The sequence below is a fragment of the Clostridium sp. CS1-1 genome, assembly GCF_056135525.1.
Genome location: NZ_CM148680.1, coordinates 1042638 through 1067916, shown reverse-complemented (window position 1 = coordinate 1067916; position 25279 = coordinate 1042638). Strand labels below are relative to the sequence as shown.

23 protein-coding genes and 1 riboswitch are annotated in these 25279 nt (G+C 30.1%); of the genes, 4 read left to right on the top strand and 19 right to left on the bottom strand.

The window, feature by feature from the left end; genetic code table 11:
• Positions 1-141 precede the first annotated feature (141 nt).
• The 3 genes from AC0N0V_RS04785 to ymfI all read right to left on the bottom strand — a co-directional run bounded on the left by AC0N0V_RS04785 (position 142) and on the right by ymfI (position 1914).
• Entirely contained in the window at positions 142-525 is a 384-nt protein-coding gene (locus tag AC0N0V_RS04785) for a GntR family transcriptional regulator (protein ID WP_474462446.1), read from the bottom strand.
• A 155-nt stretch (positions 526-680) separates the two neighbouring features.
• Positions 681-1055, bottom strand: coding sequence for an SdpI family protein (locus AC0N0V_RS04780; RefSeq protein ID WP_474462445.1), 375 nt, complete (start codon positions 1053-1055; stop codon positions 681-683).
• A 115-nt stretch (positions 1056-1170) separates the two neighbouring features.
• Positions 1171-1914, bottom strand: a complete 744-nt coding sequence (gene ymfI / locus AC0N0V_RS04775; RefSeq protein WP_474462444.1) for an elongation factor P 5-aminopentanone reductase — start codon at positions 1912-1914, stop codon at positions 1171-1173.
• A 310-nt stretch (positions 1915-2224) separates the two neighbouring features.
• Between ymfI and AC0N0V_RS04770 the strand changes: the two genes are divergently transcribed.
• Together AC0N0V_RS04770 and tpx are read left to right on the top strand one after the other, a co-directional pair.
• Positions 2225-3112, top strand: a complete 888-nt coding sequence (locus AC0N0V_RS04770; protein WP_474462443.1) for a DUF2156 domain-containing protein — start codon at positions 2225-2227, stop codon at positions 3110-3112.
• A gap of 130 nt (positions 3113-3242) precedes the next feature.
• Positions 3243-3737 (top strand): thiol peroxidase, encoded by a 495-nt coding sequence (tpx, locus tag AC0N0V_RS04765; RefSeq protein WP_474462442.1) that lies wholly within the window; start codon positions 3243-3245, stop codon positions 3735-3737.
• A gap of 179 nt (positions 3738-3916) precedes the next feature.
• Here the strand turns inward: tpx and AC0N0V_RS04760 are convergent, their stop codons facing one another.
• From AC0N0V_RS04760 to AC0N0V_RS04705, 12 genes are all read right to left on the bottom strand, one after another.
• Entirely contained in the window at positions 3917-5227 is a 1311-nt protein-coding gene (locus AC0N0V_RS04760) for a hemolysin family protein (protein WP_474462441.1), read from the bottom strand.
• 154 nt (positions 5228-5381) lie between these two features.
• Complete coding sequence (locus tag AC0N0V_RS04755; protein ID WP_474462440.1) at positions 5382-5675, bottom strand: hypothetical protein; 294 nt, start codon at positions 5673-5675, stop codon at positions 5382-5384.
• 248 nt (positions 5676-5923) lie between these two features.
• Positions 5924-7093, bottom strand: a complete 1170-nt coding sequence (locus AC0N0V_RS04750) for an iron-containing alcohol dehydrogenase (protein ID WP_474462439.1) — start codon at positions 7091-7093, stop codon at positions 5924-5926.
• A gap of 455 nt (positions 7094-7548) precedes the next feature.
• Positions 7549-9555, bottom strand: a complete 2007-nt coding sequence (locus AC0N0V_RS04745; RefSeq protein ID WP_474462438.1) for a methyl-accepting chemotaxis protein — start codon at positions 9553-9555, stop codon at positions 7549-7551.
• 223 nt (positions 9556-9778) lie between these two features.
• Positions 9779-11221 (bottom strand): thioredoxin domain-containing protein, encoded by a 1443-nt coding sequence (locus AC0N0V_RS04740; RefSeq protein ID WP_474462437.1) that lies wholly within the window; start codon positions 11219-11221, stop codon positions 9779-9781.
• A 13-nt stretch (positions 11222-11234) separates the two neighbouring features.
• On the bottom strand, positions 11235-11507 hold the full coding sequence (locus AC0N0V_RS04735; RefSeq protein WP_474462436.1) for a late competence development ComFB family protein: 273 nt from the start codon (positions 11505-11507) through the stop codon (positions 11235-11237).
• A 186-nt stretch (positions 11508-11693) separates the two neighbouring features.
• On the bottom strand, positions 11694-13691 hold the full coding sequence (locus AC0N0V_RS04730; protein WP_474462435.1) for a methyl-accepting chemotaxis protein: 1998 nt from the start codon (positions 13689-13691) through the stop codon (positions 11694-11696).
• Between the two features lie 495 nt (positions 13692-14186).
• A complete protein-coding gene (locus AC0N0V_RS04725; protein WP_474462434.1) occupies positions 14187-14786 on the bottom strand; it encodes a nitroreductase family protein in 600 nt (199 codons plus the stop codon).
• Positions 14787-14860: 74 nt separating this feature from the next.
• Positions 14861-15562, bottom strand: a complete 702-nt coding sequence (locus AC0N0V_RS04720; protein WP_474462433.1) for a pirin family protein — start codon at positions 15560-15562, stop codon at positions 14861-14863.
• Between the two features lie 285 nt (positions 15563-15847).
• The gene (locus tag AC0N0V_RS04715; protein WP_474462431.1) at positions 15848-16156 is read right to left on the bottom strand and encodes a winged helix-turn-helix transcriptional regulator; all 309 of its coding nucleotides are present in this window, start codon (positions 16154-16156) and stop codon (positions 15848-15850) included.
• A 62-nt stretch (positions 16157-16218) separates the two neighbouring features.
• Positions 16219-18228, bottom strand: coding sequence for a methyl-accepting chemotaxis protein (locus tag AC0N0V_RS04710; RefSeq protein ID WP_474462430.1), 2010 nt, complete (start codon positions 18226-18228; stop codon positions 16219-16221).
• 172 nt (positions 18229-18400) lie between these two features.
• The gene (locus AC0N0V_RS04705) at positions 18401-18967 is read right to left on the bottom strand and encodes a TetR/AcrR family transcriptional regulator (protein WP_474462429.1); all 567 of its coding nucleotides are present in this window, start codon (positions 18965-18967) and stop codon (positions 18401-18403) included.
• A 231-nt stretch (positions 18968-19198) separates the two neighbouring features.
• Here AC0N0V_RS04705 and AC0N0V_RS04700 point away from each other — a divergent pair, with 231 nt between their 5' ends.
• Positions 19199-19354: a hypothetical protein gene (locus AC0N0V_RS04700; RefSeq protein WP_474462428.1), complete on the top strand. Its 156-nt coding sequence runs from the start codon at positions 19199-19201 to the stop codon at positions 19352-19354.
• Between the two features lie 178 nt (positions 19355-19532).
• On the opposite strand, the gene AC0N0V_RS04695 is transcribed toward AC0N0V_RS04700, so the two are convergent.
• Both AC0N0V_RS04695 and AC0N0V_RS04690 read right to left on the bottom strand, forming a co-directional pair.
• Positions 19533-20102 (bottom strand): bifunctional transcriptional activator/DNA repair enzyme AdaA, encoded by a 570-nt coding sequence (locus AC0N0V_RS04695; protein WP_474462427.1) that lies wholly within the window; start codon positions 20100-20102, stop codon positions 19533-19535.
• Positions 20103-20117: 15 nt separating this feature from the next.
• Complete coding sequence (locus AC0N0V_RS04690) at positions 20118-20771, bottom strand: (Fe-S)-binding protein (protein ID WP_474462426.1); 654 nt, start codon at positions 20769-20771, stop codon at positions 20118-20120.
• 402 nt (positions 20772-21173) lie between these two features.
• Here AC0N0V_RS04690 and AC0N0V_RS04685 point away from each other — a divergent pair, with 402 nt between their 5' ends.
• Positions 21174-22358 (top strand): sensor domain-containing diguanylate cyclase, encoded by a 1185-nt coding sequence (locus AC0N0V_RS04685; RefSeq protein ID WP_474462425.1) that lies wholly within the window; start codon positions 21174-21176, stop codon positions 22356-22358.
• Between the two features lie 474 nt (positions 22359-22832).
• Here AC0N0V_RS04685 and AC0N0V_RS04680 read toward each other — a convergent pair whose 3' ends face one another.
• Together AC0N0V_RS04680 and AC0N0V_RS04675 are read right to left on the bottom strand one after the other, a co-directional pair.
• The gene (locus tag AC0N0V_RS04680) at positions 22833-23042 is read right to left on the bottom strand and encodes a hypothetical protein (protein WP_474462424.1); all 210 of its coding nucleotides are present in this window, start codon (positions 23040-23042) and stop codon (positions 22833-22835) included.
• A 542-nt stretch (positions 23043-23584) separates the two neighbouring features.
• On the bottom strand, positions 23585-24793 hold the full coding sequence (locus AC0N0V_RS04675; protein WP_474462423.1) for a sensor domain-containing diguanylate cyclase: 1209 nt from the start codon (positions 24791-24793) through the stop codon (positions 23585-23587).
• 107 nt (positions 24794-24900) lie between these two features.
• Positions 24901-24986: riboswitch (cyclic di-GMP riboswitch) on the bottom strand.
• Between the last annotated feature and the right edge of the window lie 293 nt (positions 24987-25279).

Genomic DNA, 25279 nt, shown 5'->3' with positions numbered 1-25279 from the left:
AATTTGTATCAAAAATATAATTAGTATGGTCACTACCAATATAACTAATGGCATAACTTTATTAATCATATTCTTTCCTCCAGAAAGTTTACTTTGTTGTTTTTTAATAATCTCTCATTGTTGAAATTTCTACTTTCTAAACTAAGTAGTTCTATTATAGCTATCATAGATATCCTTGCACATGTTCAAGAACTTTTCCTCACCAAATCCTCTACAATAAGCTTCCGCTACTATAGCATCGACCTCTTCCTTTACATTCTCTTTATACTCTTCAGAAAATGGTGTTGGTATTTTATTTATTATTGCTCCTTTTCTTCTATCTATGTTTAAAAATCCATCGACTTTAAGCAAGTTATAAGCTTTATTTACAGTATGCATATTTATACCTATGTCCTCAGCCATTTGACGTACCGAAGGTAAACTCTCACCTTCCTGCATTTCCTTTCTTGCTATTCCCTTTATAATTTGCCTTTTTAGTTGCACATATATTGGTGTATCTGACTCAAAGTCTATTTTTAGAATCATATCTATATTTCCTCCAGTCTACTATTTTGAAACACTCCCTTTTCAAAAGTTATACTTGTTATATACAATATATAACAAGTATAATAATTTATCAACGTATTTTAAATACAAAAATACCACCATCCCCCAAATTAGATAGTGGTATTTTTTACTTATTATTGAATATTCTTTTGTTTTAATTCTTTAAATCCCTGATTAATCCTCATTCCATTACTATCAAAAATCTTTTTTAAATGTTTTTCTGTTGAAAATACGGTAAAATATAGAATTGGTATAAATCCTATTAGTGGAACCCAATACCCTTTAGCATTTAAGAAGGCATATCCAAGTCTTCCTAGTACTAATAGAATAAGCCCTGCTATTATGTATTGATTTGTGGAATACCTATTTCCCTCATCCCATGTATCTTGATTTTTCATAGAAATAACTGTGCGATAGCCATACCATGAATTAATCTTCTTAGGTCTTACTATTTTAGGTATCAGACCAAATCCTAAGGTAACTAAACCGAATATTAGTGAATTTACCATAATGACAACACCCTCTCCCAATAATCGTACTTGTCAGACTATTATGTCATTATAATAAACTAAATTCCCAAAAAAAGCTAGTCCATTTTGAAAATTACTATATTTTCAGTTCGTTTTACACCATTCCACCGTCCACTGTTAACACTTGTCCAGTTATATACTTAGCTCCATCACTAGCTAGAAACACTACAGTTTTCCCTATATCTTCAATGTCACCAAACTTACCTAAAGGGATTTCCTGTTCTAACCCTCTCTTATCTTCGTCACTTAACCAGCTATTCATTTCTGTATCAATAACCCCAGGTGCAATTGCATTAACTCTTATTCCTGAAGGTGCCATTTCCTTTGCTAGAGATTTTGTAAACAAATTCACCGCTCCTTTAGTCGAGGAATAAACAACTTCACAGGATGCTCCTACATTTCCCCACATTGAGGATATATTTATTATAGTTCCACTCTTTTGAGAAATCATATAATCTAGTGTAGAATGTGAACAATTTATAACACCTTTTAAATTTATGTCAATTATCTCATCCCACTTTTCTTCGCTCATATCTATAAATAAACCTACACTAGATACTCCCGCATTGTTTACCAAGATATCTATCTTCCCAAAGCTTTCTATTGTCTCATTTATTAATTTCTTTGATTCGCTGTATTTACTTACATCAGCCTTAACAATTACACCAAACCCTCCTAGTTTTTTAACCAGATTTAAAGTTATTTCGGCCTCTTTTTTATTACCTTTATAATTTATAACTACATTAGCACCAGCCTTTGCAAGTTCCAATGCAATTCCTCTTCCAATACCTCTTGAAGCCCCGGTAACTACCGCGACCTTTCCACTTAAACTCTCCACAGTACACTCACCTCTTACAATTATAAAATCACCACATTCTAAAATTAATTTAAAAATAACTTTCTATACTAGAAAAATCCAACTAAAAATAAAATAGAATAACTATTTCATAATAATATATTAATGCTTTAGTAAATTAAATTCAATACTTCTATTTTATTTATTAGATATAGTATTAAATCTGTAAATAAATTTAAAATATTATTAAAGTATAAGTTAATTAAATAGCTTCTGTAATATAATGTTAATATGTAAACAAGCAATATTAAATATTATTTAGTATTTAATTTAATGAAAAGGAGTTTTTCTCATGCTTAAATTTAAACCTTTAACTATTGACGACAAAGATCTTTTTGATAAATATTTAAAGCCCTATATCTATGAAACCTGTGAATACTCTTTTACAAATCTCTTCATATGGAGGAAAGCATTAGATATACACTATGCACTCTATGAAGATGTTCTAATTATACTTAAAAGTGATTTTGATGGTAAAACTCACTTTATGCAACCTATAGGCTATGATAAAGATTCTTTAAGGCACATAGTTGATTTTCTTATGGAATTAAAAGACGAACTACAAACAGACTATCTCTTTAAAGATGCAGAAGAATGGTTTGTTAATGACCTCATAGATGTCTACGGAGAAAATAAATTTTCCATTGAAGAGGATAGAGATAACTTTGACTATCTTTATGAAAGCAAAGCTTTGGCTTCCTTATCCGGTAAGAAGCTTCACAAGAAAAAAAATCATTATAATTATTTCGTGAAAAACTACAGTTATGAAATCTTACCAATAAACTGTGAATTGATTAGACCATGTATAAAAGCAGCTCGCGAGTGGTGCCATCAGCATGTTTGTAAAGGATATTTGCTTCATGAGCTGAGGTCTATTGAAGAACTTTTAAAAAACTCTTCAAATTTAGATTTTATTGGAATGGTTGTATCTATAGATGATAAAATATCAGCATTTACAATCGGGGAAAAAATGAATAAAGACATGGCTATAATTCATATTGAGAAAGCAGATTCAAATATTAGAGGTTTGTATAACTTCGTAAATAGAGCCTTTATTGAACGCCACTTTACTGATGTACCTTATATAAACAGAGAACAGGATCTTGGAATTGAAGGTCTTAGGCAAGCAAAGTTGACTTATGCCCCTATTAAGTTAATAAAAAAATTTAATATAAACTAATATCTTTTTATCTAATGGCAACACTATTTATGTTTAGTTGCAAAAATTAGTTGCATAGACTGGAAATCTATGTTAATATTATTATAAGATATTAATTATTAAATAATATAAATTATCGGAGGTATTTATTATGGAATTAAAATTTCAAGGAAACCCAATTAATGTTTTAGGAAATACTGTTAAAGTCGGTGACAATGCACCTGACTTTACTGTTTTAAATAATTCCTTAGCACCTATTTCTTTAAAAGATACAAAAGGAGTTAGAATATTTCTTACAGTGCCTTCAATAGACACTCCTGTTTGCGACCTAGAGTCAAGAACATTTAATGAAAGAGCGGTTGAAATGCCTGGTGTAACTGTATATACAATATCAATGGATTTACCTTTTGCTCAATCGAGATGGTGTGCTTCTCACGGTATTGAAAACGTAGTTACCCTATCAGACTTTAGGGATAGATTAGTAGGCAAAAACTTTGGTACTTATATAGATGGTTTAGGACTTCTTGCTAGAGCTGCTTTTGTAATTGACAGCAGTAACAAAGTTGTTTATGTGGAATATGTTTCTGAGGTTACAAACCCACCAGACTATGATTCTATTCTAAAGGCTGCAAAAGAGGCTAAATAAATTTTTTAAGCTTGTATAAATTATTTAATATCTGTAAATAATAAGAGTAAATAATATAGCCACAAAACAAATAGAGGGTTTTTGCTTCAATAGGCAAAAACCCCCTATTTATTTTTTATAATTTATAGTTAAACAACGCCGAAAGTTGACTTATCCAGAAGGATATATGTCAAGCTTTCCTATTTCAATATACAAACTCTTAACTTTTCTATTCTTTTTTCAGTTACTTTTTCAATTTTAAAAACTAAGTTTTCATATTCTATAGTATTTTCTTCATTATCCTTAGGTATACTTCCCATTAAACTAACTACAAATCCTCCAATAGTATCAGTATTTTCTGATTCTAAGTCTAGATTTAGATGCTCATTTACTTCATCGATAGGTAGTAATCCATCTAAAATAAAGGTATTGTTATCCACTTTCTTTATATTTTGTTCAACTTCGTCATATTCATCAAATATATTTCCCATTACTTCCTCTATTAAATCTTCTATTGTAACAATTCCTGAAAAACCACCATACTCATCTATAAGAATAGACATATGATTTTTAGTATTTTGTAACTCTTTAAATAAATCATCAATATTTTTAGTTTCAGGAACAAAATAAGCAGGCCTTAATATATTTCTAATATTTACATTTTCAAGACCATTCTTTCTTCCTTCAATAAAAATATCCTTTATATACAAAATACCTATAATATTATCATTATCTCCTTCATAAACAGGTATTCTTGAAAATTGTTCCTCTAGAACATCATCAATAATCTTATCTACTTTACTATCAATATTAATCAAAAACACTTCTGTTCTAGGAGTCATAACTTCTTTTGCAAGCTTGTTATCAAATTCAAATATACCATTAATCATCTCTTTTTCTGTTTCATTAATAACTCCATGTTCTTGTCCAACTTCAATAAGAGACTTTATTTCTTCTTTAGATACCTTTTCCTCAAGGTTATCTATATTAATTCCAAAAAGTCTTAAAAGTATATTTGTTGAACCAGAAAGTAATTTTACAAAAGGCAGTGTTAACTTAGAAATAAACACAATTGGCTTCACTGCAAACATTGCTAGTTCTTCAGACTTTTGTAATGCCAATCTCTTAGGAAATAACTCACCTAAAACAAGGGTAAAATAAGAAAGTATTATAGTAATTAAAGCTACAGAAATTTTATCGCCATATGGTATTCCTAATTTTTCTATGACAGGTGCTAGTTTATCCGCTACAGTTGCAGATGCTGAAGCACTGGCAAAGAATCCTGCAAGAGTAATACCAACCTGAACTGTTGATAAAAATCTGCTTGGCTCTTCCATAAGCTTTAATAATACTTTTGCCTTCTGATTTCCTTCCTCTGCAAGAAGGTTAACCTTGTTTTTATTTAGAGATACAATTGCCATTTCCGCAGCTGCGAAAAATGCATTAATTAGAATTAAGGATAAAATCAGTAAAATTTCTGGTAATATACTACTACCAGGGTCTGCTTCCATTAATATTCCCCCTTATAAATGATAAAAAATATAGTATAAAAGATAATATCATAAAAATTAAAACTTTTCAAATTTTAGCTTTATATAGTTTCATTATATTTTATTCAGGTTTGCCACCATTATAGAATATATAAATAAAGTTTTGATAATATTATTATAATATTGAACGAATAGCTAAAAACAACATATACATTAAAAGAAATATAAAATATATTGATATAACAATCAATATGCTTGATAATACTTTTTGCTTTTTTCTTTTAGAAAATGCCATTATTAGAAGAGGAATAAAAATAAACAACCCTCCAGTTAACATCATTACTGTGTTCAATTTAGAAACAAAAATAAATCCTTGTATATAAAGAAGAAGTCCTAAAATAATTACAGTAGGCATAATCGGTTTTTTTACATCTTTAAATTTTTTATTCATAACAGGCTTTTTTTTCATCAATCATTTTCTCCTTATCTTATGTATTTAGTTTTCACTTAATATTTTACGCAAAAATAGAGAAATATGCCATACCTTTTATTTGATAAACAGAGTTCCTAATGTCTTTGGCACTTAGAAATCGTTATCCAGGGTCGTAGCAGCTCGCCGCATAACCTTGGCTAAGGGAGAGTATTAGATCAGATAAAAGTCCCTACCCTCTGAATCTCTCTAACATCAGAAGATAAGGACTCTATTAAGTACAAAGCTTACTTTGCTAATTTATATATATTTAAGACATCTTCCTTTCCTAATTTTACAAAACTTCCAACTGTTTTTCTATCTGAATCAGTACACTTATCGGCCATTTCTGCAATTCTATCAACAGGAATATTCGCCTCTTCTAATGTTATAGGAAGACCTATCTTCTTAAAGAATTGCTCCATTCTTCTAATCCCTTCTAATGCAATAGTTTCATAGGAGTCAAAGGACATATCAACATCCCATACCCTTACTGCAAATTGAACAAATTTATTTACATTATGTTTATACACATACTTCATCCATGCAGGAAAAATAATCGCAAGTCCCGCTCCATGTGCAATATCATATATAGCACTTAATTCATGCTCCACTTTATGTGATGCCCAATCACCTATTCTACCTGTACTTAATAAGTCATTATGCGCTATTGTACCTGCCCACATAATTTCTGCTCTTGCATCATAGTTTTCAGGCTGTTCTAAAGCTATTGGGGTATTATTTATAATAGTCTTTAATGTAGCCTCACATAATCTATCTGTAAAATCTACATGATCAACATTAGTAAAATATCTCTCCATTATATGAGCCATAATGTCAGCTGCGCCACAAGCAGTCTGGTAAGCCGGTAGAGTATATGTTAAAACTGGGTTTAGTATTGAAAATACTGGTCTAATATACTCTGTGCTAAGACCCTTTTTATACCATCCATCTTCATTTGTAATAACAGAACTATTACTAGCCTCTGTACCAGTTGCAGGTATAGTTAAGACAACTCCCACAGGTAATGCTTTCTTAACTTGAGTCTTTCCTTCATAGAAATCCCATACATCTCCGTCATAAGTTACTCCCACTGAGATTGCCTTAGCAGTGTCTGCAGCACTTCCGCCACCAACAGACAATATAAACTTTATATTATTTTCACGACATAGTTTTATACCTTCTCTAACAAGACCTAATCTTGGATTTGGTTTAACACCTGATAATTCTACAAAAGCTATTCCACTTTCATTTAAGGATTTTATTACAGTGTCATAAAGTCCACTTTTCTTTATACTTCCTCCACCATAACATAGTAATACTTTATCTGCATACTGTTTAATTTCGGCACCAACCGCACCTTCAGTTTCCTTACCAAATATAATCTTTGTTGCATTTTTAAATGTAAAGTTTTCCATAAAAGTCACTCCTTAAGTTTATATTTTTAGACATTGCAAAATTTTATAATTATGTTTCAATTAATAATAATTATGTATAATATTTTACCTATGCACTTATCTTACAATTATAGTATATCATTCATAATTATGCCACAAAAGAATGTACTTTATTGATATATAGTTACTTATTAGATACTATGTATATAATAAGCAACTATATACATAACCAAACTAGAAAGTTGACTTATCCGAAAAGGCATAATACCAATTTCAAGGTACATTTAAATGTTTTTTTAGTAGTCTTAGCGAAGGATTAATGAAAAACTTAGAATCTTTGATTGTTTGAGTGTAGCAAGTTTTCTAAGATTCTTGGTTTTTCATTAATCCTCAGCTTTAGACTACTTAAAAATATTTAACGCACTGAAAATTGGTATTATGTCTCGTAGGATAAGTCAACTTTTAATGTTGCTTCTCTATACCTTAAATTTTCCAATCTCACTGTTTAATTTTGTTGCTAACTGATTAAGTTCATCTGCCGTTCTTGTTACCTCTTCAAAAGTTGCAACTTGTTCTTCTGTTGAAGCTGATATTTCTTGAGCTGATGCTGAAGTTTGTTGCGCTGATGCTGAAATATTTTCCATTACAGATACTATTTCATTCTTTTTGTAAATCATTCCTTCATTTAAAGAAAGAATTCTTACTATTTCTTCATTAATTCCCATTATACTATTAGTAATTTGTTCAAAAATCCCTTCTGTTTCTTTAACCGCATTAGCTTGTTCAACTACAATTTTTGTAGTACCATTCATAGTTATAACAGCATTCTTGGACTGTTCCTGGATACCAACTATTAAGCTTCTTATTTGATTAGCCGCAGTTCCTGATTGTTCTGCAAGTTTTCTTATCTCATCCGCTACTACCGCAAAACCTCGTCCCGCTTCCCCTGCTCTCGCTGCTTCAATTGAAGCATTTAATGCTAGCAAGTTGGTTTGCTCTGCAATCTGACTAATTGTTCCTATAATACTTCCAATTTGGTTTGTTCTATTATCAACTTCTGTTATAACGTTACCTACATCCTTAGTAGCCCTGTTAGCTTCTTCTGTTTTTCCTGTTAGCAGCTTAACTGTACTTATACCTTTGCTATTTAAACCATTAGCCTCGTTGAATATCTCCTTAGTATGTTCAATAGCATTAGCTACAGATTGAATACTATCTGAAAGTTCGTTAGCCTTTCGGAGACCTATTTCAGTACTTCTAGCTTGATCATTCGTTGCTGATGCAACTTCTCCAACAGTTCTAGATATTTCTTCTGTTGCAGAGTTAGTTTCTTCGGCAATTGCTGCTAACGTATCCGACCCTTTAGTTGCCTCTATAGATATAGAACCTATATTTTTCATCAAATTCCCTAAATCCTCTGCCATTAAATTAAGTGTTGAGGCAAGTATTCCAATCTCATCTCCAGATTTAACATTACTTCTAACTGTTAGATCGCCTGAACCAATCCTTTTCATATCTTCCACTAAATGAGATAATGATTTTGTTATAGGCCTTGATGACAGTATTCCTATTATGGCACCAATTATAGAAATTATAATGCCTGCTGTCGCTACTACTTTAATGATAATTGACAAATTCCCACTAATTTCAGAATAATTTATAACTCCAACTATACTCCATCCGATTCTTTTATTATTAGTAAGAACACCAAGTTTATTATCATCTTGATAGCTGTAGTCAACGAATCCAGAACTATTTTTTAAAACTTCATCTAATAAATTCTTTACAGGAATTTCTTTATTTATAAAACTCTTATCAGGATGTACCATTATTATACCTTTTTTATTTGCAATAAAGAAATATCCTTTATCTCCAAGTTTCGTGCTGCTAATGATATTTGTCAGTACATCTAAAGAGATATCAGCCGCTATTACTCCAGTTAATTCTCCGTTAGAGCTCTTAACAGGTGCTGCAACTGTAACCGTTAATTTTCCTGAGAGTCCATCGATATATGGTTCAGTCCATATTGTTTTTCCAGCCTTAACAGCCTGCTCATACCAAGGCCTTGAGGTTGGATCATACCCATCTGGCAGCTTAGCCTCTGGGAAGAGAAACATTTTTTTATTGTATGTCCCTAAATAAACATTAGTTACGTCTGGATGAGATTCCTTATAGTTTTTTAATATATCATATAAATATTTCAACTCATCTTCGCTTTTATATAGTGCATCCTTTACGTTGCCATTATTACTTAGCATATTGACATTTTGTTCATTGCTTATAAGAAAACTATCGATTGAAGTATTTAATTTTTCTCCTATCTGCATAGAATTCTTTTTAAGTTCACTTGACAATACGTTTTTGGCACTATTATAAGTAATAAACCCTAACAAAGTAATAGGTATTACTATTAATCCAACAAGCAGGAATATTAACTTATTTTTAATAGATCCGTTTACTTTCATTTGTTTTGTCTTTCTCATTATATCTCTTCCCTTCTATGTGATATACCTCTAGCCCAATTCGACATATTTATTTTATTTATCGACGATTTTTATATCAACTTTAGAATTTTATAAATTTTTTATAAAATTTTAAAATCTCATTCCTTGCTCTGATAAAATTGCAATTTCTATTATAATTTATTTTTAATTTAATTATATAAATAAAAAAATAACAGTCCCGTTTCATAACGGAACTGTGATTTTATTTCTTCGCAAGAATTAGCCTATCTATTAAGGATATAGTAAAAAAAGTATAATTATTAGGACTCTTTATTAGTTCACTTTCAAATGTCTTTAGTTGTTTTTTAGCTTTACAATTTAGTTCGCAATCTTCAATAAAGCTATTAATTTTGATCATATTTAAAGCAGCTAATGAATTTCCTATATAGATTCCCTCTTCATATTCATTATTATCTTCTTTTGCAAGTCTTACTTCATCATTTCCTAGTAATAAAAACTTACTTTGTCTTTCACACCAAAAATATTTAATCATATCTCTATTTACGTTTAAAGTTGCATCTAAATATATGTCTTCACCTGTACTTTCATACATTTGTATTAAGCCCCATATAAGTGCTGCATAATCATCAACTCTGGCCATATACTGCTCTTTACCTTCTTCGTATATTCCCAAAAGCCTTCCATCTTCTCTTAAAAGAATTTTAAATATAGAGTTAACTGCTTCACTTGCTTCGTTAACATAACCCACATTATTAAGTACTTTACCACCGTAAGCTAAGGCTGCTATCATAAGTCCATTTTTGAAGGTTGAAACTTTATAATTTTTTTTTGGCACTTCTCTTTCTAGTCTATATGAATAAAGTTTTAAATTTAACCAGTTAAGTTTTTTCTTCAAATCTATATTGTTCTCAATTTTATTTAAATCCGTATTAATTAAGTTAGGAATGCTCTTATCATTAACATTACCTTTTCTTCCAATATTATAATATTTACAGTAAAGCTGTCCATCATTTTTTCCTAACACTTTTTCAACATCACTTATACTCCAAGTGTAAAAATCTGTATTCGTGCCTCCAAGACTAGCAACCTCACATACATTTTTTTCCCCATCAGCAGAGTAAAAAATACCATACTCATTTGTCATATCTCTAAGTATATAGGTTATAATCTTTTCTGCCACTTCTTTATAAAATTCTTTTTTAGTAATCTCATATGCATTCGTATAAACAATAGCTAAAAGTGCATTATCTTGTAAGGCTTTTTGAAAACTTGGAACTAACCACTTTCTATCAGTTGAATATCTAAAAAACCCGAAACCTACATGGTCAAAGAAACCACCTTTATACATATTCAATAAGGTTTTTTCTATCATTTTTAAGATATCTCTTTTTTCTGTTAGCTTATAATACTTTAACAATAAATACAAACTATGTGGTCTAGGATACTTAGGAATTTCACCAAATCCTCCATGTTCTTTATCGAACTCTCTCTTAAGTTCGTCAACTGCTTTTTCTATAATATCTTTTGATACAAAGGTCTCTCCATGCAGCATTTTGGGTTTATTACCCTTTATAGACTTGTTAATTTTACCACTGCAATGTTCGTCCATAGTATTAATTCCTTTCTCATGCTTATCTTTTTTATTGTATTCTAAAAAGGTATTAAATGTTACAATATGTTGCATGAGATTATATGCTTTAATCGCTTAAATTATGTCTTGGATGCTTTGATACTATTTCAATTGCTTTGACTATTTCCTTCAATGCATCTGTCATAAACTGTGTTCTTAATTCATTTACCTTTGTATACACTACTCCTTTTTGAGTAACCACATATAATGGTTTCAGATTATTTAAGGCAATCGCTTTAATATCTTCAGTACATAATTCACATTTACATATATCTTTATATTGTTGTAAAACATCAGGTAATATATTATCAACAATAGTCTCCATATAATTTTTAAGCATTTCTTTCTCCCCCTAATTTTATAGATATTTCCAGAACCTTAATCTATTATATTCCTTTTAATTCTTATTTGACCCATCATAACTAAAAAGTTTACTTATATTAAGTATATATTAAATTCTTATACTTGCCTATAAATATGATAAAAAGATACAATAGTTAAAGAGGAAGTTTAACTAACCTCCTCTTTAACTATTAATCTTAAATTTGTTAATTTGCCCTTTCAAATCTTCAGAAAGATTCTGCAACTGTTCTGCATATCTTGTCAACTCATCCATAGTGGCATTCACTTCCTCAGTAGAGGCTGACACTTCTTCTGTTCCCGATGCAGTCTCCTCAGAAACAGCAGATATGTTCTCCATTTGAACAACAACGTCTTCCTTGTTTTTATTTACATTTAAAATAGACTTCTCCATTTCCTCTATTCTTTTTGTTAGCATTAAAACTCCATTTATTATTTGATTGAATATATTCTTAGTCTCGAACATAGCTTTTTCTTGCTCTTTAACTGTAATCTCAGAATTCCTCATAGCATTTACAGCTGTTACAGACTTATTTTGTATAACCTCTACTATTTTTTTAATATCCTCTGTTGAGCTTCTTGATTGATCTGCAAGTTTTCTAATTTCATCTGCTACTATAGCAAATCCTCGACCAGATTCACCAGCCCTTGCTGCTTCTATAGAAGCATTTAAAGATAATAAATTTGTCTGTTCTGTAATTTGAGATATAGCATCAGATATTGATGTAATCTGATTTATACTGTTATTCACATCCTGAACAATTTCGCTTACATGTTCTGATGACTGCCTTGTCTGACTAGATTTTACAGTTAATATTTCGACCATTTCTAATCCTTTTGAACTTAATAACTGAGTTTCAGAAGAAATCTCTCCTACTTCGTTTGTAGACTTAGTAATTTCATCTAACTTTTGAGACAACTCATTCATACTAATAGAACTTTGCTGAGCATCTTGAGCCTGACTTGTTGCTCCATGTGTTATCTCCTCAATTGCCTTAGAAATCTCACCAACAGATGCAGTGGTTTCCTCTGACATACTAGCAATATTTGATGATGCCTCTAATATTGTTTTAGAAGACGCTTCAACGTTTCTCATCAGGTCAGATATATTTAACATCATTAAATTAAAATCTTTACCTAAATCTCCAAGTTCATCTTGTGACTTGATATCTACTATTGTTGTTAAATCTCCATTAGCTACAATACTAAATGAACTCTTAAGCTTGTTCACATTATTCCCTATTGACCTACTTAAAATAAATGCTATTACTGAAGCCAAAATTACAACTATTAGAACTGTTATAAAGATTATATATTTAATGACATTTACATCATTTATAAGTTCACTTTCATCCATAGAAGCCAACAATTTCCATCCAGTTTGCTCATTAGTATCGTAAGATGCAAATTTATTTTCACCTTCAATTGCATAGTAAGTAAATCCAGTTTTGTTTGTCTTCACTTCGTTCCAATAGCTTTGCTTAGTTGGGTTATCAGTGCCAATCTTATCCTTATCTTGATGAGAAGCAATAACTCCTTTCTGATCAAATATAGTTACGTATCCAGAGTCACCTACTTTGGATTTAGAGAAAATGTCAGAAATAGCTTCGAGTGATAAATCCATAGCAGCTACTCCCACTACACTTCCATTATATTCTACAGCTCTTGCTGCAGTAACAATTATTTTATTTGTTACTAAATCCTTATATGGCTGAGTAAATACTGTTTTTCCTTTATTACTCATAGCTAGAGTATACCAATCCCTAGATTTGTAGCTAAAATCCTTACCCAACTCAACTTGTGGATATATTGTAAATTTTCCTGATTCAGTCCCATAGAACGCTCTTATAATATCTCCGCTACTATCTTTTATATCTTTAAGATATCCTTTTGTAAATTCTATACGTCCTTCCGATAAGTCTATTTGAGAAAAATTTACGTTAGAGGCTGCCATTTTAAGCTGTATAGAAACACCATCAAAATAATTGTTTAACGAATTGTTTATTTCTGAAAGTGTCTGCTTACTTGTAACCTGTAATTTATCTTCTAAGATTGATTTTGCTTTAATATAAGAAGATATTCCTAGTACCAACACCGAAAATAAAGATATAAGTATCATGCTTACAGTTAATTTTGTTTTTATGGTTTTAATTTTCAACTTCATCTCTTGTAATCCTCCTTAGATTTTTAATAATAATTCTGTATATTAATACCTTACTAATTATTATATAAAATCTATCGTACTCTTTCTTCCTATCTTCATTGGAAAATAAATCCATAATTTAAACTCATATTTATACATTGTACAAATGGAATTCAATTGACATATGTGTGGTGTCTAAAGAATTAATACAGCATACAGAACGCTCTGATGTAGCCTCAATGTTGTCTAAAAAGAGTAGCTCAATATATTATTTTAGAAAAACAAAAAAATAAAGTTGTAGTTTTAATTTATATTATAAAAAAGGCTTCTCGCAATGCATATCTATGCATTGCGAGACAGCCCCTCTGATCATAATATTAGATTCTCTAGCTCTTATCCAATGACTGCCCACTCTAATCCCCCCAAAAGTGTGAAAGCGGGAGGATTAGAGCGGCTACGTCCTTGGGTAACGATTTCTAAGTGTAAAGGCACCAAGAACTCTGTTTATATACAATGCTATTTAAATATCTTTACACGTTCCTCTAATGGTCGAAATTCTTTTTCATCTTGCTCTCCAGTTGGTTTCCCAAATGGCATTTGTCCAATGATCTTCCAATTACTTGGTATGCTCCACTCCTTCTTTACATCTTCCTCAATCAATTCATTATAGTGCTGCAATGACACACCGAAGCCTTCAAGTTCTAATGAAGTCCATATGACATATTGATGCATTCCGTTAGTTTGTTGAGACCAGATTGGAAAGTTATCTTTGTAAAGAGAAAATTGTTGTTGAAGAGATTCAATAACACTATTATCTTCAAAGAATAAAACTGTACCGTATCCATTTTGGAATGAATTTATTTTTTCTTCAGTAGAACTAAATTGGTTTGCTGGAACAACCTTTCTTAAAGCTTGCTTTGTGATATCCCATAACTTATCGTGATGCTTTCCTAATAACAAGATAACTCTTGTGCTTTGAGAGTTAAATGCTGATGGTGTGTGTCTTACAGCATGTTCAATAACTTCTTTGATTCTTTCATCTGAAACGATCGATTCCTTGCTAATACCATAAAATGAACGTCTTTGTGCTACTGCAGTATAAAAATCTTTTGACATTTTATTTTCCTCCTGATTTATATAAGATATATTTCTTATTGTATTTAATACCAATATTGTTAATGTACTATATTTTAGACTTCTTTATTCATTTCTATAATTAAAATATGAGAATTCTCCTTAGCCTTAATTAAAATATCTTCCTGAACAATTTCCACTGCATCTCTGTCAGCTAGATTAATATTATTTACTATTGAACTTCCTTCTATCTGAACCAGATATGCCTGTCTTCCTTCTTTTACAGGAAAGCTAATTTCTTTTTCCTTATCAAGTTCTAAAGAATAAATATTAGCATCTTGATTTATTTTTATTGGTGCACCGCCTTCTTTACTTGAAACCATATGCAACCACTTATTCTTTCTATCTTCTGAGTTAAATCTGTAATCTCCGTAATTAGGCTTATAGCTTTTCTTATCAGGCAATATCCAAATCTGCAAAAATCTTGCTGTTTCCTTTCCTAAATTATGCTCACTATGATACACTCCAGTTCCTGCACTCATATATTGCACCTGGCCACGAGTTACAGTGTTTTTATTTCCCATACTATCACCATGCGTTAAATCACCATTTACAACATATGATATAATTTCCATATCCTTATGAGGATGTGTATCGAACCCAGTATTGGATTGAATTAAGTCATCATTTATTACCCTTAAAACTCCAAAATTCATATTATTAGGGTTAAAATACTCTGCAAATGAAAAATGAAATATACTTTTTAACCATCCAAGATTGCTTCTTCCCATATTTTTATTATCTACTTTTCTTAACATCTACTGTCTCCCCTTTTCAATTTCTATTTAAAACCCTATCTCAATAAATACTTATTTTCTTCGGTTGTATAATAGCAATCTGGGACATATCTTTTTCACTTACTATTAAATATAACATTTAATTTTAATATTAAGTTACATTTAGTAACCTCTATATTTGTATTATGTCACAAAATCAACTATTAGTCAATAGTAATTATTAATAGTTTTCTTTTATTTAAATATAAAAAAAAGAAAGTTCCCTACCTATAAACAGGAAACTTTCTATAAAAATAATATTATTTTTTAACTCCATTTTTCTGCCCACTTTTGAATTTCATCCATAACTGACTGCAATTCTTTTCCTTTTTCAGTGATTTCATATTCTATACGAACAGGAGTTTCTGGATAAACCTTTCTAACAACAATCCCTTCACTCTCTAACTCTCTAAATCTCTCAGTAAGCATGCGAGCGCTCAAATTTGGAATAGCTTCAGCTATATCAGAGAATCTCTTTTGTCCACTTAATAATGTTCTTATGATTAATCCAGTCCATCTCTTACCTAGTAACTCAAAAGCGGCTTCAAATTTCGGACACATATGATACCTTTCCATACTAAATCACCACCTTTGATTATTTTATCATATAGACTTAATAAAAGTAAAAACATTCTTTATTATCTTATTTTAAACTTACTTAGTTCTTCATTTAGCTTTTCAGATAAATTTTGAAGCCCCATCACATATCTAGTGAATTCGTCCATAGTAGCATTTATCTCTTCTGTTGAAGCAGATACTTGTTCTGATGATGAAGCTGTCTCCTCTGATACAGAGGATATACTTTGGATTTGACTAGCAACTTCTTCTTTTTGATTATTAATATTTGAAACCCCTTCCTTTACCCTATGAACCATTTCAATTAAGTCATTTATAGACTTATATATATCATTGAATATTTCATTTGTTCCTTCTACAGCTTTATCTTGCTCAGTAACAATATTTTTAGTTTCCTCCATAGCTTGTACTGCTATATTGGATTTTTTCTGAATAACCTCAACAATCTTCTTTATTTCTTCTGTAGAGTTCTTAGATTGTTCAGCTAACTTTCTTATTTCATCAGCTACTACAGCAAATCCTCTACCTGCTTCTCCTGCTCTTGCAGCCTCAATAGAAGCATTAAGAGATAATAGATTTGTTTGTGTAGTTATTTGTGTAATGCTATCAGAAATCTTGCTAATTTCTTCTGTACTTCTGCTCATATCTTCAACTATTTCGGCTATAGATTGCGTAGTTTTTTTAGTTTCTACTGATTTATCCATAAGAAGTTTAACCATCTCTAACCCCTTATTGCTTAAATCTTTAGTATTTGAAGATACCTCATTCATTTCGTTAGTTGAATTTGCAATGCTTTCTAATCCATCAGCTAATTCTTCCATTTCAGAAACTACTTCTTGTGTGCTTGAAGCTTGTTGAACCGCTCCGTGTGATATTTCATCTATTGCTCTTGATACTTCTGATACAGAAGCTGTAGTTTCTTCTGTTATTGCAGTTAGGTTACTTGTTGTTTCTAAAACTGTTTGTGATGAATTTTCAACGTTTCTTAAAATGCTAGAAATATCCTCTATCATAGTATTAAAGTTTTTTGCTAAGATTCCAATTTCATCGTTTGATTTAACATCAATAATTTCTGTTAAATCTCCATTAGATGCTTTTGTTATAATATCCTTTATCTTGTTTATATTTATAATTAATGATTTAGTTATTATCACGGATAACACAACTGCTATAATACCAGTTATAATTAGAAATATAATAAGAGTTACTAAAATAGAACTTGTATCCTTATTTAGCTCATTCAGCTCCATAGTACCTAATACTGTCCACCCAGTCACAGGGCTGTTTGTATATACAGCAAACTTCTTTACACGGTTATATTCGTATGTAGTAAAACCTTCTCTTTTTTCTTTTACTTCACTCCACACAGGAAGCTTAGCAAAGGTATCAGTTCCAATTAACTTTGCATCTGGATGTGTTAAAATTAAACCATTTTTATCAAGAAGTACCGCATATCCATTCTCCCCAACCGTGATTTCTGACATACTTTTAGCTAACGCGGAAAAGTCTATATCCATAGATACTACTCCTACTATTTCTCCATTCTTTTCTACAGTTTTTGAAATAGATACTGCAGTTTTTCCAGTAGATACATCTTTATACGGATCGCTGAATACTACCTTTCCCTTATTCTCTACTGCCTTTTTGTACCAAGGTCTCGATGTTGGATCATAATCTGCTCCAACATCAGAATTAGGATATACATAACGTTTTTTTGTAACTGTGCCCATATAAACAGATCGTACAATTTGGTTGCTATCTTTTACACCTTTAAGAGTATCTATGAGATACTGTGAAATTTCAGGATTGCTCTCTATATTTATAAAATTAAAGCTATTTGAAAGCATTGTTACACCATTTCCCATAGCAACAAGCTCTTTATCAATTCCTCTATTGGCTTCTCTTAATATTTGAGAACTTGTACTCTTTAATTTATTAGTTAATACTGATTTAGATTCAATATAAGATACTACTCCAAGTGCAATCATTGGTATAAGACAAATACTCAGTAAGCTTACTAATAGCTTACTTCTTATGCTATTAAATTTAATTTTGATTTTTGCTTTGTTCATAATAAGCTAAACCTCTCCTTTTTAATGATGTTTTGAATAAAAATATTATTATAATACCAATTTACAAACATACCATATCTGAATGAGCCTTCATTCAATAAGCCATTTTCAAAAAGGCTATAAACTTATTCGGCTGAAATAGGATTGCTTTTACCCCCTATAAATACCGTTTCTAAATTTGTGTAGCCCTTTTTATAAACTCCATTATTTCATTTTTCAATATTCTGTAGCTCTCATCTGAAGCGTCAAAAGGTTCAGTAAATATGGCACCATTTATTGTCATCCTAATTATTTGTCTTAATATATTGGCATCTGTTTTTCTAATCTCTCCCTTGTTTTGACCATCAACTATTAATTCTAGCAATATATCCGCTACAAGAGTTCTAAGCTCCCTTACGCTGTTATTAATATTTCCCCCTGGGTACTCAGACTGTTGTGCTAGCACCTTAGCAATACGTGAATTATTCCTAATCATATCAAGGTTAAATTCTAAATAGCCTTGAATTTTTTGTATTGTGCTAATATTACTATCTTTATAATTACGTAAAAAATCAATTCTTTTCTGATACTCTTTTTCAAGTATATAATTTAAAATATCCTCTTTACTTTTAAAATAATTATAAATTGTACCTACTGCTACACTAGCTTCATTAGCTATTTGCTGAACTTTTGCTTCATGAAAACCTTCTCTAGCAAATACATTTATTGCACTTTTTGCTATTAGTTCTTCTTTGCTCATATTATCTCCTCATTAATATTTTAAAATATTTCTTAAATAATACTCATATACGGCTTATTTCCAAATACAACTATATATTATAATTCACTAAATTTCAATATTTTATTTAACATTTATTTAACATTTCGACTTATGAATTAATGAAATATATCATATTTTTAAATTATTCTAATAGTAATTAATAAAACATAGAAAAATCTACTTCATTCATAATTATCTGCTATGATGTTTATGCTGATTGCAAAGGATAAGGAATGGGATACTTGTCCTATGATTGGTTTTAATCAAGAGGAAGTTAGGCAGCTTTTCAACTTCCCTGAAAATTATGAAATAGCTCTTCTGATAGCTATGGTAAAAGAAGATACCTCTAAAAGAAGAATGAGATGATACAGAAAGCCTGTAGGAGAATTTGTTACATTTGATAGCCTTTAAATTACGTCAACAAAACAAATAGATATATTTCTTAAAAAAGCCTATATCCTTTAACTATGGATATAAGCTTCTATTTAAATGTATATAATAATGCTTTATTTAAACTGGAAAAATTCATAAAAATATAAAGGCACTATAAATCACCTCTACTTTTCCTATATTCATTTGGAGTATACCCAGTACGCTCCTTAAAACACTTATAAAAGTTAGATAAGCTATTAAACCCACTTCCAAAGGCTATTTCGATAATACTTTTATCTGTTGTATTTAACAGTTCTTCGGCTATATTTATTCTTGCTTTAACAATATATTGTGAAGGAGTAAAACCACTGTGTTGTTTAAAAACTCTTACTAGATGATTTTTACTCACTCCAAATTGTGACGAAATATCATATAAATCAATCTGCTTATTATAATCTCTATTTAGTGTATCTTGAATTCTCCTTATAAGCTCTAAATCAGGTCCAAAAGATACTTTATCTGGACAACATCTTTTACATGGTCTAAACCCAGTTTCTATAGCCTTTGTTGCATCATCAAAGAAAATCACATTTTTTCGCACTGGTGTTTTTGATTTGCAGGATGGTCTACAAAAAATTCCTGTTGTCTTTACCCCATATAAAAATAAGCCATCATAGTTTCTGTCACACTTTACAACAGCATCCCATTTTTCACTTTCTGAAATTTTCATAGATTCTTTCATGAGGTTTCTCCTTTATCAATGTTCATCTATAAATTTTTGCAATTCATCATGCCATGCTTCAAGTTCATAAGTACCAATTCCTGTTTCCTCTCCAAATAAAAGGTCTACAATATAACGTGGCTTTTTACCTCCTATATACATTGCTTTAATGCAGGATACACAGTACACTACTACATTCTCACAAGGCATTTCATTTGAACGTTTTTTCATCTGCTCCTTTATAAGTTCTAAAGGTAGTTTGCCATAAAAACTGTCACCACAGTACGCCGATTTAGTACGGGTATTTTTCGGTTCAATAATCCTTATATTCATTCTTTCAAGAAGTTTTCTTATTGCAGAATGTACTCTTTCCTCTGTACGTGTAGGACAAGCATCATGTATAGACATTTCCATACCGTTATAATTAGGAAAAGGAAAAGTGTTATTTTCAGCTAAAATCTCCCAAAGCGATGTAGTAGATATTTCATTATAAAGTTCTCTATACCGCCTATCACAACCTGCACAAGTGTTAATTACTTGTGTACCACTTTCAAGTTTAGGTTCATGCCTACAACATGTTAGATGTTCATGAATAGTTCCTAAATTCCTATTTAAAAACTGCAAAACTTTTTTTGCAAGCTCAGGCTTATAAATCATAAGCGCACATCCTGGTGCATAGACTTGTTTCATTTCAATCCCCCCAGCAATTATTCTAACACAAACATATTTTACAAGAACTATAACTATAAATCTTCCTATATTCCATCAAGTAATTTTGTGTAAGAATAAAAGTAAAGTTATCTAGCAACTATTCTTCTGAAAAAGATATGTTAAATTCGATAACATACCTTTTTACATATTTCCCTTTGCATCTTGAAACTTTCATTCAAAATATCAGCTATCTCTTCTTAATAAGTATAATATGATATTCTTAGCTATTAATTTTGCTCAAAAGACCTGAATGATAATCACCTTCCTTCCAATAAATTACATGGAAAATCTCTATTGCTATAGTTATAATTGTTTATATGATATATATGGAAATTTACTTATTTTGAATCGTTGCAAATTTAATATTTGGGGGAATACTAAATGAACTTACTTGTTAATATTAAAAAATTTCAAACATTAAGAGAGTTACATATTGAACTAAATAATAGAGGAATAATCACTTCAATTTCTTCTAACTGTTATGATCTTTTAGGCTTTACTGCTAGTGAAATTCTAAACACTTATATAAATAAATATTTGGACTGTGATTTTAATAGCATAATTATCAATTCAAATATTCAAATTTCAGCTTCAAAAAAAGATGGTGAAAAATTATATTTGGATTTAGTAGCAAATCCTTTATATGATGCCAATAATAAAAATATTGGATTAGAACTTTCGTGTTTTGAAATTAGTCGTTATATTGATTTCGAGAAAAAATATAATAGTTTACTTAAGATGATTGAAAATGCTAAAGACATTGTTTTCAGATATCAACTTCTACCTAAACCAATGTTTACATATCTTAGCTCTTCTGTTGCCAACATCCTGGGATTTAGCGTAGACGAATTTTATAATGACCCCAATTTAGTATTTAATATTATACATGAAGATGATATCAAAATACAACAAAGTAAGGTTGATAAACATGCTGATTTTTCTAAGGCTTTTCGTGTAAGACATAGACATAAAAATGGCCACTACGTTTGGATTGAAGATTATTTAATACCAAACTTTAATATTAATGGAGAGTTGATATCTGTTGAAGGAATTAGTAGAGATATTACAGAAAGAAAAGAATTAGAAAAAAAATTGGAAGAGCTTAGTTATCATGATGGATTAACAGGATTATACAATAGGACATACCTTAATAAGCAGATAGAAACACTAACCAGTAAAGTTGATGTTCCTATTGGTGTTATAGTATGTGATTTGGATAATCTAAAATATATAAATGACAGCTTGGGACACCAAAAAGGAGATATATTAATAAAAAATGTTTCTACTTTTTTTACTAATACTTTCAGTAAAAATTATACAATTGTACGAAACGGTGGCGATGAATTTATTATTCTTATTCCTAATGCTTCTCCCAAAGAGGCTGAGGGTATGTATTCTAAAATGCTATTTTTGATTGAAGAATATAACAAAACTAATGAAATGCCAATTCATCTATCATCAGGTTTTTCATATTCTTCGTCATCGAAAAACATTCCTGAACAACTAAGCCGAGCCGATAAAAACATGTATAAAAACAAGTATGAGAAAAAGAAGGGAACAAGATGATAATAAAAGTCATCTTGTTTTTTTAATAACATCATATATACTTAAATTATTATTAATTCCCTTAGACCATACTTTATAGTCTAACATCAAACTCGTTCAAACACCTTTTGTATTTTTAACAACTGTTCATTATTTCTATTTCGGAACGCAATTTGAATTTCTCATCTTAGAATTTTAAGCGTATATCTGGTTAATGCTTAAGCTTAAAATTATTAGACTACTTTGTTCCCTGCTAAAAACTCATTCTATAAATCCGTCTATTTTCAAGCCTTTCAACAGTTCTCTCTTGCTTAATTTCCTGATTTTTATTCCAACTATTTTCATGCTAATGTTAGCTTGAATGATGGATGTTAAAAAAAGCATGAAGACTCAGGAGAGTTTCCTGATTTTTGCTCATACTTTATGGAACGTTTTTTTATTCGTAGAATGATTTTTTAACTGTGAAAAGAGTTTGTTTTGTTAATACGCCTACTTCTAATTGAAAAAGTCTTTAAGACTCTTTACTTTTAAGTTATAATCCTTAACCCACGTCTTATATGCCTGGCCATCTAAAAGTTTAATCATTTTATCTATCCCTTGCGTTTCCTTAAAATATTCTAACGCTAAATGATACTGTTCTTTATCTAAATAAAACATGATAATTGGTGGAAGATTATTAGCCATAAGAAGATAATTAAGTAACATTCTGCCCCCCCTGCCATAATAATTGCTTACAGTTTGAGAGTAACAGTAAAAATAGCAGACTATCTCTAATGCATTGCAGTAATCTATCTCAATATTATTAATGTCTTGTACTAATTAACTTAGGATTTCATACTCTTCTGTTGCCACTTTATTTCCCGTTAGAACAAAATAAACCCTCTCAATTATATCCATAGATAGCTTCATTTTAGTTTCCTTACTTAACTTAAAAATATCCTGACAAAGCTCTTTATGATTTTCTATGTCTCTAATTGCATTTTTGCTCCCATTAAAATTAGTTATCTTTTCTCCATTAAATATTGCTTCAACATCTCTCAGTCTAGTTTCATCATTCTATTTGATGTAGTGTTATCTTCTTCTCCGAAGATTTCTTTCTATTCTGATACTTGCTCTGAATTTTAAATATAAACTTGGAACAAATATTTCCTCTATATTCTTAACAACTCTATTACCTACATGCAGAATTTATTTTCATAATACATATTCTCCAATTACATCTGATATTATTTGTTTAACTCGACTATCTATTTTATCTTTTTATGTTTATGTAATTTATTAGTATACATATCTTTGTCTGCATTTTTAAAAGTTTCTTCCATTTTGCCAATCGAATTCTCAGTAAAGGCATGTCCAATAGATATTTGAATTGACCATTTTTTATTAACCATATTATAACTTTTAATTAATGAATTAATATTTTTGCAAAGCTCTATTATTCCAGATTTATCAGTATTCCTAACTATAACTACAAATTCATCTCCACCTATTCTTGAAACAGATATATCCTTATTTTCTATAGATAATAACAGGTCTGAGACTATCCTAATAATTTCATCACCTTTACCATGTCCCATAGTATCGTTTATTACCTTAAGGTTGTCTAAATCGCAAACAATTACTCCAACTGGTAAGTTATTTAGAGTATTCAGTTCTTCTATTTGTTTGTCATAAAAGGTTCTATTTTTCAACCCTGTTAAGCTATCATGATAAGTTAAATAATTCAGCTTTTCTTCTAATGCTTTTCTCTTACTAATATCTCTACAAACACCTGCAAATGCTATAAGGTTTCCATTACTATCATATTCTGGTGTAACATAATCTTCTATCCAAATGCAACTACCATTTTTATGAACCCATCTTGATTCAATTGGTTTTGAATAATCTAATTCATTATTCATTTTCTTAATTAAAATTGGGACATCCTCTGGATGTGCAACCTTAAAAACGAACATATAGTCATCATAATTGTTTTGCACCTCATATCCAACTACTTCTTCAATAGCTGGACTAACATAAACAAACTTAGGTTCAGGAACAATTTGAAAACGATATATTATATCCTTTGCATTTTCAAGTACATTTCTTAATTTTTGTTCTCTTTGTTCAATCTTCTTGTATCTTGATATATCAATCATAGAACCATATTTCCTAAGAACTTTTCCACAATCATCCTCTATTATTTTAATTTGTAACTCTATGTATACTAAACTTCCATTCTTATGTGTAAAGAGCATGTCTATATTGTCAACAAATTTCAAATTAAGGTTAGAATGAATTTCCTCATCTTTAATAAAATCAAAAATGCTCCTCCCTATCATTTCATCATGAGGAAATCCCAATATGTTAACTACGTTATGACTTATATCAATAATTGAATTACTGCTATCTAATTCAAACGTAATCTCTTTTTTTATACTATCCCAAATTGAATTGCCCTTCTCTAAACATTCCATGTCAACACCAAATCCTTTAATACTTTATATAATAAAATTTTTGTTAAAAATATAAGCTATAGCACATACCTCAGACTGCTATAGCTTATAACATAATAGTTATACCTATTTGCAACCCGACTATCATAGCATTAAAAACTTTAGACTCGTAGCTTTGCGTCTCCAACTTTCGCTGAATTTGCCATTTAATTGATTTAAAAGTTTTAATTTTAAAAATTTTTCTCTTTCATTTTCTCCATGCTTTACTGACAAACTTTGATTAAATTATGCAGAAAAATAACTTTTCAATAATTTTCTCAATCATTTAGTCTGATTATAGAGTAATTGTATCAATAATTCAAGGCTTCTTTATTCCATACATTCCCCCTTCGGAGATTCACTCATGTCTCTAATCTCCCTATTTTCAAGCCTTCCAGCAGTTTGATGTCAATCCTTATATCAATCTTTTATGGCTTGAATGAAAAGAGGGAAGAAAAAATCCAATAA